This window comes from Idiomarina sp. UBA3176 (assembly GCF_002364295.1).
In the GTDB taxonomy this organism is placed as follows: domain Bacteria; phylum Pseudomonadota; class Gammaproteobacteria; order Enterobacterales; family Alteromonadaceae; genus Idiomarina; species Idiomarina loihiensis.
The window spans coordinates 39,054-52,553 of sequence record NZ_DEXU01000015.1 but is presented as its reverse complement, the minus strand read 5'-3'; the positions used below and the strand labels follow the sequence as shown (position 1 = coordinate 52,553).

Annotated in this window: 11 protein-coding genes; 5 read left to right on the top strand and 6 right to left on the bottom strand. The window is 46.8% G+C overall.

Annotated features, from left to right (window positions below; translation table 11 throughout):
• The first annotated feature begins 88 nt into the window (after positions 1-88).
• Together pyp and B2U97_RS06205 are read left to right on the top strand one after the other, a co-directional pair.
• Entirely contained in the window at positions 89-466 is a 378-nt protein-coding gene (gene pyp / locus B2U97_RS06210) for a photoactive yellow protein (RefSeq protein ID WP_011235611.1), read from the top strand.
• A 1-nt stretch (position 467) separates the two neighbouring features.
• The gene (locus B2U97_RS06205) at positions 468-1,736 is read left to right on the top strand and encodes an AMP-binding protein (RefSeq protein WP_286823123.1); all 1,269 of its coding nucleotides are present in this window, start codon (positions 468-470) and stop codon (positions 1,734-1,736) included.
• Here the strand turns inward: B2U97_RS06205 and B2U97_RS06200 are convergent.
• Positions 1,733-2,899, bottom strand: coding sequence for a PAS domain-containing protein (locus B2U97_RS06200; protein WP_286823122.1), 1,167 nt, complete (start codon positions 2,897-2,899; stop codon positions 1,733-1,735). The two genes, B2U97_RS06205 and B2U97_RS06200, sit on opposite strands and share 4 nt — an antisense overlap.
• 151 nt (positions 2,900-3,050) lie before the next feature.
• Here B2U97_RS06200 and B2U97_RS06195 point away from each other — a divergent pair, with 151 nt between their 5' ends.
• Together B2U97_RS06195 and B2U97_RS06190 are read left to right on the top strand one after the other, a co-directional pair.
• Entirely contained in the window at positions 3,051-5,093 is a 2,043-nt protein-coding gene (locus B2U97_RS06195) for a BCCT family transporter (protein ID WP_286823121.1), read from the top strand.
• A gap of 112 nt (positions 5,094-5,205) precedes the next feature.
• Positions 5,206-6,096 (top strand): MaoC family dehydratase, encoded by an 891-nt coding sequence (locus B2U97_RS06190; RefSeq protein WP_286823120.1) that lies wholly within the window; start codon positions 5,206-5,208, stop codon positions 6,094-6,096.
• 15 nt (positions 6,097-6,111) lie between these two features.
• Here B2U97_RS06190 and B2U97_RS06185 read toward each other — a convergent pair whose 3' ends face one another.
• From B2U97_RS06185 to B2U97_RS06175, 3 genes are all read right to left on the bottom strand, one after another.
• Positions 6,112-7,386, bottom strand: coding sequence for a metal-dependent hydrolase family protein (locus B2U97_RS06185; protein WP_286823119.1), 1,275 nt, complete (start codon positions 7,384-7,386; stop codon positions 6,112-6,114).
• 94 nt (positions 7,387-7,480) lie between these two features.
• Positions 7,481-7,933, bottom strand: a complete 453-nt coding sequence (locus B2U97_RS06180) for an RrF2 family transcriptional regulator (RefSeq protein ID WP_034822709.1) — start codon at positions 7,931-7,933, stop codon at positions 7,481-7,483.
• A gap of 18 nt (positions 7,934-7,951) precedes the next feature.
• Positions 7,952-8,893, bottom strand: a complete 942-nt coding sequence (locus tag B2U97_RS06175; RefSeq protein WP_034822711.1) for an META domain-containing protein — start codon at positions 8,891-8,893, stop codon at positions 7,952-7,954.
• Between the two features lie 230 nt (positions 8,894-9,123).
• Between B2U97_RS06175 and B2U97_RS06170 the strand changes: the two genes are divergently transcribed.
• Positions 9,124-11,253 (top strand): TonB-dependent receptor family protein, encoded by a 2,130-nt coding sequence (locus B2U97_RS06170; RefSeq protein WP_286830350.1) that lies wholly within the window; start codon positions 9,124-9,126, stop codon positions 11,251-11,253.
• A 64-nt stretch (positions 11,254-11,317) separates the two neighbouring features.
• On the opposite strand, the gene B2U97_RS06165 is transcribed toward B2U97_RS06170, so the two are convergent.
• Positions 11,318-12,265, bottom strand: a complete 948-nt coding sequence (locus B2U97_RS06165) for an ATP-grasp domain-containing protein (protein WP_011235620.1) — start codon at positions 12,263-12,265, stop codon at positions 11,318-11,320.
• Positions 12,266-12,274: 9 nt separating this feature from the next.
• Positions 12,275-13,498: an APC family permease gene (locus B2U97_RS06160; RefSeq protein WP_286823116.1), complete on the bottom strand. Its 1,224-nt coding sequence runs from the start codon at positions 13,496-13,498 to the stop codon at positions 12,275-12,277.
• Positions 13,499-13,500 lie beyond the last annotated feature (2 nt).

Below are 13,500 nucleotides of genomic sequence, written 5' to 3'. Positions count from 1 at the left end.
TTTCACTTTAAGAAGTGTTAAGAAAACATGATCTAAATATCTCGGGCTCCACTATTAACCCATACATTTCGTACTTAGAGGTAACACAATGGAGATTGTTCAATTCGGTTCTGATGATATCGAAAACACTTTATCTAAAATGTCAGATGACAAGTTAAACGACATTGCTTTTGGCGCTATTCAGTTAGACGCTAGCGGTAAAATTATTCAATACAACGCCGCCGAAGGCGACATTACCGGTCGTGATCCGGGCGCTGTCGTTGGCAAAAACTTTTTTAACGAAGTGGCACCATGCACCAACAGCCCTGAGTTTAAAGGACGCTTCGACGAAGGCGTTAAAAACGGCAATTTAAACACCATGTTTGAATATGTTTTTGACTACGAAATGCAACCGACCAAAGTTAAAGTTCATATGAAAAAAGCTTTAACCGGCGACACCTACTGGGTATTCGTTAAGCGACTATAAAGTGACAGACTCACTTCAGCAGCACCTTATTGTTACTGTCATAGGCGATCTTATCGCCGATGAACTTGCGCGTATGCGTCCGGCTGAAAGTGAGTACTGGAAGCGTCGCCAATGGCATGAAGACGACACGTTAGTGGCAAAACACAAGTCAACCAAAGACAATGGCGAGGATGACGTTGTAGTTGATTCGCTGGAACGACTGGCCTTAGCTGGCCGGGTAGTTCAGTTCTTTCATATGGGGGACAGCGGAGTGGAAGATTACCTTCTGCGCCGTAACAGTCTGGCTGAATGGGCTGAAGTTGTTCTGAAATCGCGGCAAGTTCACACCCAAAACTTAACAGTTACCACTTCCGGCAGCACCGGCCAACCCAAAGCCTGCGAGCATTCATGGAGTGCATTAGTTGAGGAAGTGAGAGAGTTTGTCCGTATCTTTGACAACGATTATGAGTTATCTCCAGTTCGTATTGTCGCTTTAGTGCCAAGCCACCATATTTATGGATTTCTGTTTACCGTATTGTTGCCACATCTTGTCGATGCGCCGGTTTTGCGTGGTTTTAAAGCTTATAGCCACGTTCGCAACGGTGGCTTACGTGCCGGAGATGTCGTTGTCGGTTTTCCTGAGTTGCTTACCCAGTTATCGTCAGAGATGCCGCCATTACCGCCCGGAGTACTTTTTATTAGCTCTGCCGGACCGTGCCCTGCCAGTACCTCGCACCAGTTATATGCCATAGGAGCAGCACGCACTGTCGAAATTTATGGTAGCTCTGAAACTGCAGGTATGGCTTACCGGAGTAAACCAGAAAACAACTACCGTTTGTTATCCCGCTGGCGCAGAAATACAGAAAACCATCAGCAGCTAATTGATAAGAAAACAAAGGTTATTTACGAAATACCAGATAATACCCAGTGGCATACAGAGGATGAATTCCAAATCACCGGACGAGTCGACAAGGCGGTTTCGATACGAGGAATCAATGTGTTCCCGGCTCATATTGCTAAGTGTCTGCGTCAACACCCGGCAGTTGCCGATGCAACGGTACGCCCGATGAGATCCGACGAAGGCTATGGACTGAAGGCCTTTATTGTTTTACAGGAGAATATTAGTGAAACGGTAACTGAACAAAGTGTTCAAACCTGGTTATGTGACAACCTCTGCGCTGCGGAAATACCGGAGCGAATTAGCTTTGGAGAGCAATTACCCATAAATTCCATGGGTAAGGCGCAAGACTGGAGTATCGATAACTCGCCAACGGGTAAGCCGTTAAATTAATTCAACGCACGTAATAACACATCGTCAAACCTCAGATCTGTTATTTGTGCAGATTCCAACGCTATTTTATGCTCAATGCCGTGCTGCTCTAACAACTGCCGGGTAGCCTGCAGGCAATTCTTATTTTGCTCTGCTGACAGCGTTGACATGAGTACAACGATAATTCCTTTTCCTAAGCAACCCGGAGTGTCGTAATCCTGAATGTTCTGACGGACAATTTTGCTGACGGCTTTTAACGTTTCTGCGTTATTTGCAACGCGCACGACCATGACATAATACTGATGCTCAGAATGAGCCTGGCATAAACTAAAGCGCCGTTGCAGAGACTGCAGCATAAGCCGTCGATTATAAAATCCGGTGTGCTCGTCATTGCCGCCGGTTTCCCTGAGCTTGAGCTCCAGCTCTTTATAATCGGTAATATCCTGCGTGGTACCAAAAATAATTTCACGCCCGGCTTCGTCAATACGGTAAATCCCCGAGCGTCTTAACCATCGAATTTCACCGTCACCCAACATAACGCGATGCTCGACATCTCTCGCGCCGGACTGTTTAACGGCGTTTATTGCTTCTGTTACAGCTTGTCTATCTTCAGGATGAGTTCTTTCTAAAGTCAGAGCCAAGGAGGGGGTAACTTTGGCCTTGTTCAGTCCATGCAAATTGTACATGGTATCCGACCACTGCGACTGCCCGGTTTCTAAATCAAGCTGCCAATGCCCGAGCCCGGCAACTCGCTCAGCAAGCATTAAATTGCGCTGGTTTTCTTCAACTTTCAGCTCCAGCATTTTTCTCTCAGTAATGTCCAGCATCTGTCCATTCCAGAGCGTACTGCCGTCGGCCTGTTGACTGGTTACTGCGTGCCCATATATCCAGCTAACTCTGCCATTTTTAATCACCCGATACTCTTTCACCCACAAATATTGATAGCGGGCAGAGTTATGCATACTGCTCAAAACAGATTGTAAGTCGTCGGGATGAATAATTTCACTCAGCAATGTCACGTCATTTGCCAGTGACTCAGCCGAGCACCCAAAAATAGCCTCAACGCCCTGACTGACATAATTAAATTTCAATTGCCCGTCCGGTGAGCGTTCAAGCTGGTATAGCGCCCCCGGTACCGAGTTTGCTAAATGTTCAAGGTTAACCAGTTGTTTCTCATGATCCATAAATTGCAACATAACTCATTATCGATAAACATACGCCGCAATATTAACCCACAGACCAGAAACTAAACAGCAAATAAATGCAAAGTGACCCATTACAAATCTTTTTAAGTAGTCTATATATAAATAAATCATAATAAAAACAGGAGCTTTTATGTCGACCGAGAAGCGAAAGTGGCATTCAGCGATTTTACTGCCTGTCTTTCTTCCTGCGGTTATCGTTATAGCTTTACTGGTTGTAGGCACTTTAAGTGCCCCGGAAAAAGCCGGCGAGCTGTTTAGCTGGACTCTTGCTGGTATTACCGAAAATTTCGGTTGGTTCTACATGTTAGCCGTCGCACTTTTCCTCATGTTCATTATTGGCGTGGGTGTTTCAAGCTGGGGAAAAATTAAACTCGGCCCCGATCATTGCGAACCCGAATACAGTTTCACCTCTTGGTTTGCGATGCTCTTTTCAGCAGGTTATGGCATAGCCTTACTCTTTTTTGGTGTCTCTGAGCCCATACTACATTATGCCGAGCCCCCGGCTGGTGCGGCTGAAACCGTCGGCTCAGCTAAACAGGCGATGCAAATCGCTTATTTCCACTGGGGCTTTCACATTTGGGCAATTTACGGCCTGGTCGGTTTGGTTCTGGCCTATTTTTCATTTCGCCACGGCTTACCGCTCACCATGCGCTCAACCTTGTACCCACTCATCGGTGATAAAATTAATGGCCCCATTGGGCACACTATTGATACCTTCGCCATTCTCGGCACCATGTTCGGCATTGCCACCACGTTAGGGCTTTCGGTTATTCAAATTAATGCCGGTCTCAACTATTTGTGGGAAGACATTCCGGTCGGAACCACGGTTCAGGTTATCGCTATTGGCATTATTACCTTGGCCGCAATTGCGTCAGTAGTTGCAGGAATGGATAAAGGAATTAAACGATTATCTTTGATCAATATAGCTTTAGTCCTGTTCCTGGTTCTGTTTGTTTTTGCTGTTGGGCCTACTATCCATATTCTGGAAACCTTCCTGCAAAATACTGGCGCGTATTTGAGTGGCATTGTCGAGCGCACTTTCAACTTACAAGCCTATGAGCGCAGTGACTGGATAGGTAACTGGACTTTATTCATATTTGGCTGGACTATCGCCTGGGCACCTTTTGTCGGCTTATTTATTGCCAAAATCAGCCGCGGCCGCACTATTCGCCAATTTGTTTTTGGCGTTATGCTGGTACCAACTATATTCACCTTCTTCTGGTTTGCTGTATTCGGTGACACAGCACTAAATATGATCATGAACGAGGGTTACACCACCTTAATTTCAGAAGTTCAGGATAACCAGGCAATAGCACTATTTAAGCTCTACGAAAACCTGCCTATGACCAGTATTTTGAGCTTCCTGACAGTATTACTCATCATCACCTTTTTTGTAACGTCATCGGATTCTGGCTCGTTGGTTATTGATTCGTTGTCCTCTGGCGGCATGATGGAAACACCTATCTGGCAACGTGTTTTTTGGGCAAGCACCGAAGGCATTGTTGCCTCTGTGCTACTGGTCGCCGGCGGTCTAGACGCTCTGCAAACTGCCGCTATTACCAGCGCCTTGCCATTTGCGATTATTATTTTAATATCCGCGGCAGGCATGTGGCGCGCACTTATCATAGAAGGACACCAGTCCAATAGTCTTCAAAGTCATCGCCATTCTCATCGTCGCGGAGTCAATGAGGGAGCCGACTACTGGAAAAAACGTCTGGCGGGTCTGGTCGACTTTCCAAAAAAAGAGAAGGTACTTGAGTTCATCAACGGGCCTGCAACAAAAAGTATGAAAAAAGTCCGAGACGAGTTAAGAGATCAGGACTGGCCGGCAGAGTTCAAAACTGACGAAGAACATAACCGTATTATTCTCAGTGTTGAACGAAAAGGCGATTTAGAATTTGCTTACGAAATTCGTTTAAAAGACTATCTGTTGCCTGAATTCGCTTTAACCAACGATAAAAACAGAGAAGTTTACTATCGGGCTGAGGTGTTTCTCAGACAAGGTGGTCAGTCTTATGATCTCTATGGTTACGAGCAGACCGATATCATTAATGATGTGATTAATCAGTTTGAAAACTATCTTCATTTTCGTCATAACAGTCCCGGAGTTCTGCCCTGGGATCTTGAAAAACATGATGAAGATCTTAACGATGATCTGGAATCGCAAAAGTAAAATTAAAGTAAATATGCCGCTCTTCGGAGCGGCTTTTTAGTGGTCGGACTGTTGATAACAGGAGACATGTGCGAGAATAGCCATATCGTCAATATGGAGTTTAACGATCACTATGGAACGTGTTGAAACAGGCCCTCAGAAGCTAGCCCCCATGCCCAGCATGTTACTGCGTTCTTTACTAACGCTACAGCGCAGCGATGAATCAGAAGCTGAGTCCGAGACTTTGCTTAAGGAATATTCTATTCCTGCGCCAACAGCTAAGCACCTGAGTCGTTATCAACAGTCATTCGGTGGTTTCGTCAGTGATGTCCCTCTGGCCATGCTGTACTGCATTGCGCAAAGAGCTCATTTATCGCAAATGCTTGATGACAGCTTTCCCTGGCCTGCGCCTGGTCTGGTTCATGTCAGTAATAAAATTGAACGCCACCAGGTTATTTCTGCACAAGTGCCTTTTCAATTAGTATCCAAAGTGAAAGTACCCAAACGTGGTCCTGATGTTTCTCCGCGCCGACTGCGGCCTCAATTTGTGGTTGAGTTCTGGCAAAATAATGAGAAAGTAGCAACATGCTCCAGCGTTTATCAGGTTATGAGCGGACAAAACACCGGGTCAACGAAGAAATCGACGCCTCCAATAAAAGCATTTGAGCCGGAAGCCGGCTGGGAAAATCTCAGTCACTGGCAATTAGGCAGCGGTATGGGCAGACGCTATGCGCGCATCTCCGGCGACTTTAATCCTATTCATTTGCATCCGCTGGTATCACGCTGGTTTGGATTTGAAAAACCAATTATTCATGGCATGTATATGATGGCAAGAGCTCAGGCTGAGCTCGAGCAACGTCAGCAGAAACCTGTAACTTATATCGACGTTACCTTTAAGCGCCCAGTTATTTTACCTGCACGGGTACAGCTATGGGCGTCAGAGCAAGATGATAAAACCAAATACGAAGTGCGCAGTGCGGATCACAGCTCACTAAAGCTGGAAGGGTCAGTTCGTTTCGACTAACCCTTCCGGGGTGCCTTACTGGTGCTTATAAACCTTGCCGTCTTTCATCACGAAACTCACATTTTGTAATAGTGTGATGTCATCCAGCGGATTCCCTTTTACGGCAACAATATCGGCCAGTTTACCTTCCTCCAGATGACCAATATTTTCATTTTTCAGTAACTTTGCTGCCGTTTTAGTCGCTGACTGGATCGCTTCTGCTTCCGATACGCCAGCCTCTACCATGTACTGGAATTCAAGCGCGTTATCGCCGTGCACTGAAACACCACTATCGGTGCCAAAAGCAAAGTTCACACCAGCCTTATAAGCCTTAGCAAAAGTGTCCTGAATTTGGGGTCCTATGGCACGTGCTTTTGGTCTGACAACATCGGGGAAATAGCCGTCAATTTCAGCTTTCTTAGCAACAAATTTACCGGCCATAATTGTCGGAACCAAATAAGTACCATGCTCTTTCATTGCAGCAATCACTTCGTCATCCATGTAAGTGCCATGTTCCACCGAGGTGATCCCCGCTTTTACAGCACGTAACATACCGGCTTTGCCGTGAGCATGGGCTGCAACGTGAAAGTTATAATCGTTAGCAATATCCACCAGAGCTTTTAATTCATCATCGGTAAACTGTGGGTTATCGCCACTACTGGCCATACTTAAAACACCACCTGTTGCGGTAATTTTGATGAAATCAGCTCCATCTTTATAATGCTGGCGTACGGCCTCACGTGCGCCCGCCGCACTGTTAATGACACCGTCTTTTGGTGTGGGACGCCCCATGAGTTCTTCCTTCCAACCATTAGTAGGGTCGGCATGCCCACCTGTCGTTGCCAACGATTTGCCCGCAGAATAAATTCTGGGGCCATCAACGACACCGTCATTGATGGCATCGCGCAGAGCAATAGTTACATTATAAGAGTCACCCGGATTTCTTACCGTGGTAAAGCCCGCATTCAGCGTTTTCATACCGTAATGCTGAGCAGTTAAAGCGAGATCGGCTGGGTTTTCTGTAAACTGTTTTATGTATGAATTCGGCCCGGACTGACCGTCAAGGTGCACGTGTAAGTCGATAAGACCGGGTAAACAGGTATGAGAACTCAAGTCGGTAATCGAAGCATCATCACCGGGTCGGTTCACTTTTACAGCGGTAATTTTGTTGTCAGTAACTTCAATATAACGCTCACCAGCCAGACGACCACTCTCACTATCAAAAACGTTTCCGCAGTGCAGCCATTCACCGGCTTGAGCGGAATGCCCGGCTAAAGCGACAGTCAATCCGATAGCTATCTTTTTCAGCATAGTTCCCCCTAATCTTCATTCTGGTTATTGTTCTTCTTTGATACTCCGAACTCTAACCAATTGCAACGGCAGCGACCAGCATTGAGACAAAAAGTCAGTCTTTGTCGATAGTTACCGGAATAGGGGTCCCCCAAAACTCTCTAATTTGTGCATCATTACTTACTAATGAAGCAAGAGTATAGCCCGCCAGAAAGTCGTAGAAGGTTTCTTTCCCCTGATTGATCACATGTTTCAGCTCGCAAACAGGAAAAATAGCGCACTCGGGTTTATGGCAGTCGACCCAGTACTCATCACCCTCCAGTCTGCGTATGACTTTATCCAGCCGGATATCAGACGGCTTAATAGCCAACAGGAAGCCACCATTTTTACCACGACGCGTTTCAATTAGACCTTCTTTGCCTAATTGATGAACGACCTTATTTAAGTGATTGCGGGGAACATTGAATATGCCGCTCAACTCATCAATAGTGGCGCGCTTCGTATCCTCTTTTGCAGCAAGATACATAAGAACTCGCAGACCGTAATCTGTGTACTTTTTTAATTGCATGGTGGCGCCCTTTTGCCGTTATTCGCTCTGTTGCTTAAATGTCATTTGACGGCCCCCACGAGTGCTCAATATCAAGCGCCCTTTATCATCAATATTCACTTGATAAACTCGCTCCAGAACACTGCTGAACTCTTGCGAGAGTTCGTTAGCCTCGCCACTGCACGCCATTTTTGTGCTTCCTGTAATACGAATTTGAGCGAGTTCTCCACCCATGTTGTAGTTCCCAAAATAACGATTACAACCATTAAAACCGGCAAGCTGGCTGTCTTTCAAAAACTGAATGGTTGCCGGCTTAGAATGTATCGCATGGCTTTCAAATTCAGAGAGCTCCCAGGTAGCCCCCTGAAGTAACCATTCGCTATCGCCACCGCAGCCAGAATACATGCGGTCAGATTCTTGTAAGTCGACCTGGTATGGATATAAACGTCCGCTCATCGAATCGCGACATAGTCTGTCAATAACAATAAGATGTTTATCGGTCGTCGACTCAATACGCCATTCATAAGGTTGCTCAGAAACAACCTCCGCTGCGACTAAATCAATAATTGCTTCGCTCTCAGGAGTGGTCAGTGCCATATGCTGTGGATTTACCGCCACTTGCCAAAAAGGCTCATTACCTCTTGCCGTAAAGTGTTTGGGTAAAGTGCCTTGCTCAACACACAGCGGCATTTCCTGACCCCGCCAGGTAATATCGGCTTCGTTACCTTTATTCCAGACTTGAGTTAATGGATCTTTATCATTTGAGTAACGAGCTCCGGAGCCACTCACAGCCCGAGGTAACTCTTCCTGTTGCGACCCGTAACTTAACAGCACACCGTTTTCTTTTTGCAGTACACTGAGCTCGCTGGCACCACACTGGTAATATGTCGGCACTTGCTCTTTCGGAGTTAACAGGGCGCAACCTGACAGCAGCATTACAACGAGAATAGAGACACTTCCTTTCATATGTATCGCGGGCATACTTGCCATCCTTATATTTTTAACCGTTAAGTTAGAATTCTATAGATCGCGCTGGTAATTGCATTAATTCTTCCAAGTCTTTTTCAAATCTGTGGAAGCAGCGCCAGAATCAAGAGCTAGATCAAAAAACAACGGAATCTATTATTGCGAATCATTCTTATTTTAATTATCATCCCCTCGAATTTAATTAATCTAAAATAATTTTTTAATAAAGGTGAACCGAGTCCGTTATGAAGAAAACGATCTTAGCCAGCACCATATTGGCCGCTCTTGCAACTCCCGCTATGGCCAATAACGCCAACGGCGATACTGATATCGAGCAAATCAAAATTATTGGCAGTAAAACAGACGCCCGCAATGTAGCCGGCTCCAGCGCCGTCATTGACGAAGAACAGATGCGCATTGAAGTTCCGAGCGACATCAACCAGTTAATGAAAACCATCCCGGGTGTTTATGTCCGTGAAGAAGATGGCGAAGGCCTACGTCCGAATATCGGTATTCGTGCTGCAACAGCAGGGCGTGTCAGCAAGGTCACGCTGCTGGAAGACGGTGTCATGATGGCTCCGGCACCTTATTCAAACCCGGCCGCCTACTACTTCCCGACCACCTTCCGTATGTCATCAGTTGAAGTATTAAAAGGCGCTCCTTTACTGCGTTACGGCCCACAGACAACCGGCGGAGTTCTAAACCTGGTGACAACACCCGTTCCGGAAGACTTTGGCGGCCAGGTACTAACTGAATTTGGCGAAAACAGCAGCCGTGACATTCACGCTCATGTGGGCGGTACGGAAGGCCAGTGGGGCTTTTTATTAGAAACCGTTCAACGCAGCAGTGACGGCTTCAAAGAAATTGACCGTAGCAGCCGCGATGCCGGTTTTGATATTGAAGACTACGTTGCAAAACTGCAGTGGACTGGCGAGCGCCAGAGCTTGTTGGCCAAAGTTCAATATTCAGAAGAAATCTCAAACGAAACTTATCTCGGTTTGACCGATGAAGATTTCGCTCAGAATGAAAACCGCCGTTACGGGCTGTCTGAGATTGACCAGATGGATAACTCGCACAAAGGCTACAGCTTAAACTACGCGTTTGAAGCGACGGATAATCTGACTTTCAGTATTTTAGGCTATTACAACGACTATGCTCGCAACTGGTTCAAACTGGATGGCGGTAATGCATACGTCAGTGCAGCTAACAGCGGTGACGCCGAGGCATTGGCTATTTTGCGAGGCACTCAGGACGAAGCCGGTCTGAACTACAAAAACAACAACCGTGCTTATGAATCAAAAGGCATTGAAGCCAATGCTCAGTTTATTTTTGGAACTCATAACCTGGAAGTGGGTGTTCGTGACCACAGTGACGAAATGGATCGTTTCCAGCCAGTTGAAATTTATGATCAGGTTAACGGTAGCCTCGTCTACCAGGGCGAAGTTATGCCTACCGGCGGCAATAACCGTTTAGAAGGCGCTGACGCAATCAGCCTCTGGCTGACAGATCAGTGGCAGGCAACAGAAGACTTTAATGTACACTTTGCGCTACGTTATGAAGACGTAGAGTCTTACCGTTACCAGTTTGCTGATACGGCTCGCGAGCAACTGGACAGCACGCGTTCAAACGACAGCGACGAGTGGTTGCCGGGCGTATCCTTCACTTATGACGTAAACGATAACTGGCAGGTACTGGCCGGCGCACATAAAGGTTTTTCTCCTTTAGGCGGCGGTGCCAAAGAGTTCCAGGAACCAGAAACCAGTAACAACTACGAAGCCGGCGTTCGTTTTAACCAAGGTTCTTTCTTTGCGGAAGCTATTGGTTTCTATAGCGACTTTAGCGACACCACCCAGCAATGTTCAATTGCTAACCCTTGTGACAACGGTGCTGAATCGGGTAACTACGTATTGGGTGAGTCAGTAGTTCGCGGTTTGGAATTCCAGGCGAGCAATACCTTTGAAGCAGGAAGTTTCTTAATACCTATTGATGTCACTTACACCTATACCAAGGGTGAAATTAGCGAAGACAACCTTAATAACCTTGACGGCGACGAGTTAGCTGACATTCCACAAAACATGTTCAGTATGCGTATTGCACTCGATAACCAACAAGGATGGCTAAATTATGTTGTCGCCAAATATGCTGACGAAATGTGCGTCAGCACCGGCTGCAACCGAAGCAACAGCCGCTTTGACAAAACGGAGTCTGTTTTTGTCACCGATTTTGTCAGCCGCTACGAAATGAACAACAACATGGCGGTTTATTTCAAAGTTGAGAACCTATTCGACCAACAGAAGATCGTTGCTCGCTCACCACATGGCGCGCGTCCGAACAAACCTCAAACCGCTTCTTTCGGTGTGGAATACACTTTCTAAAAGGCAATCCCTCCCTGCATTTGTTATGGCCCCATTTTTATGGGGCCATTTTTTCTGGGCCGCCTTATTGCGCTAAGCTAATAAGGTAATCCGCTAACGCGCCCATGCCTGTTTTCTTAACACCCGCTTCGCGTTCTGCACTTTGATTATAGTTAGTGTTGGTGTTCACATCGTAAACGTACAGCTCGCCTTTTGCGTCTTCGATAAACTCAATGCCAGCCACATCAATATCATTGGCTTTTAAAAAGGCTTCCAGCGCAAAAATAATTTCATGGTCATTAAAGCGCTGCGTAATAGTGAATTTATTGGGTTGATTGCCATCAGCAGGCGCTTCGCTGGTTGGACAAAACGCATCATCCACACTGCAAACATCGGCAGGGCATAACTCGAAGCCTTGCTCAGTATTAACGTTAACCGCGTAAACAAATTTCTGCCCGACAAACTCGCTGCGCGTAATATGCGGTTGCTTTGGCTGAATATATTCCTGTAACAGCCAAATGCCATCTAAAGGCTCTTCATAATCATCGCTGTTTATGTAGCTCTTTAAGCCAGCAACATCATCAAACTTAATAACACCTAAGCCTTTACCACCGCGGTTAGGTTTTAAAATCAATGGCCACTCGGCAAATTTCTCAGCGGCCTCGGTCAGCAGCTCTTTCCCCACCACAGCCTGTGTTTTAGGCACGTTAAGGCCGGCTTTTTGTAATGCCGCATACTGCGACAGCTTACACACCTCCAGCGCCAGCACCCGGGTACCATTAACCACGGTTCTATTACTGTTTTCCAACCAGGTTAACGCCATGCGAGTCAGCTCCGGTGCAAAACGATGTCCTCTTGTATGCGAGGAGGCACTCATACGATTATAGTAAACCGCATCTTCCGGAAGCTCGGAAAAAGGTATAACCCCCGTATCCAGGAACCATTCTTTGGCTTGCACACCGCGCTTCTCAAACTCTGCTCTTAGTGGCACCAGCCACTCTTCATTTTCGTGCAGAATAACAATATCTCGCATGGTTACCTCTTAGCGTCTCAGCTGATGTATCAGCAGAACTACGACAATAAAAATAAGCCCTGACAACAATACCTGCCAGGGAACAAAAACGGCCAGCCCAAGACAACTGACTAAACCTAGTATGGATACCCATTTAGGCACAAAACGATCACTTTTTGTGACCTTCAGTGCCGCTAAATTCGTGATGCCATAATACACTAAAACCGTGAAGGCACTGAACGACCATGCGGTCTTTATATCACCAATTGCGACCAACACTAGCATGACAAAACAAGTTAACCAGGTTGCCGGTGGCGCCGAGGTTTGTTGGTCATTTAAGTTAGCAAAGCGCATTGGCAAATCGGCTCTGCGGCCCATGGCCAGAACCACCCGCGACACCCCCAAAATTAAGTTGAGAATAACTCCGCCCATAGCGACCACTGCACCCACGGCCACTAACCATTGTATCGGTCCAGTTGGCAACAAACTCGCCAAAGAGAAGTGCTCCGCCTGGAAGTCCGCTATGCTGGGAAAATGCAAGAGAGCGCTACCAACCCCCAAATACAGAAGCGTCACAACCGCCAGAGTTAAAATAACGGTCAGCGGAATAACCTGACGCGGATTTTGTACCTCTTCCCCCATGGTGGCAATACGTCCGTAACCTGTGTAGGCAACAAAAAGCAGAGCTGCCGCCTGCAAAACGTGCCACCACTCGACCGAAGCCCGCTCAACAACAACGGCGGTTTGTTGATGACCTGTAATAATAAAAGCCAGCAGAGCCACTATGCTCACCGTAACAATGGCTGCATTAACCCAGTTTGTGCGCTTAACGCCCCCCAGTACTAATAACGTAAATAGCACCAATACTGCGGCGGCTATCCACTGTGCGAGATATTCCGGTATTGCCATGACATTCGTTACGTACCAGCCTACCGCCAGGGCGGCAGTTGCCGCTGACGCACTTTTTGCTACTATGAACAAACTGCCCGCCGTTACGCCATAAGCCGGGGTCAGAAACCGGTAACCATATTCATAGGTACCGCCGCTTACTGAGTGTGCGGAAGCTAACTGAGCCGAAGACAGACCATTGCATAAGGCCGTTACTGCCGCAATGAGAATGGCCCATAAAACGGCACCACCGGCAATATCCGCACCAATACCCACACTAACGAACGCACCGGTACCTAAAATGGAACCCAGCCCTAAAACTATAGCTCCGGCCAGCGAGGTGGAACGCACGAGTTGTTGACTCATAG

Coding starts and splice junctions, on each gene's coding strand:
- B2U97_RS06180 (WP_034822709.1), bottom strand. CDS start 7,933: ATGCAATTAAAAAAGTACACAGATTACGGTCTGCGAGTTCTTATGTAT.
- B2U97_RS06185 (WP_286823119.1), bottom strand. CDS start 7,386: ATGCTGAAAAAGATAGCTATCGGATTGACTGTCGCTTTAGCCGGGCAT.
- B2U97_RS06190 (WP_286823120.1), top strand. CDS start 5,206: ATGGAACGTGTTGAAACAGGCCCTCAGAAGCTAGCCCCCATGCCCAGC.
- B2U97_RS06195 (WP_286823121.1), top strand. CDS start 3,051: ATGTCGACCGAGAAGCGAAAGTGGCATTCAGCGATTTTACTGCCTGTC.
- B2U97_RS06160 (WP_286823116.1), bottom strand. CDS start 13,498: ATGAGTCAACAACTCGTGCGTTCCACCTCGCTGGCCGGAGCTATAGTT.
- B2U97_RS06170 (WP_286830350.1), top strand. CDS start 9,124: ATGAAGAAAACGATCTTAGCCAGCACCATATTGGCCGCTCTTGCAACT.
- B2U97_RS06200 (WP_286823122.1), bottom strand. CDS start 2,899: ATGGATCATGAGAAACAACTGGTTAACCTTGAACATTTAGCAAACTCG.
- B2U97_RS06165 (WP_011235620.1), bottom strand. CDS start 12,265: ATGCGAGATATTGTTATTCTGCACGAAAATGAAGAGTGGCTGGTGCCA.
- B2U97_RS06175 (WP_034822711.1), bottom strand. CDS start 8,893: ATGCCCGCGATACATATGAAAGGAAGTGTCTCTATTCTCGTTGTAATG.
- pyp (WP_011235611.1), top strand. CDS start 89: ATGGAGATTGTTCAATTCGGTTCTGATGATATCGAAAACACTTTATCT.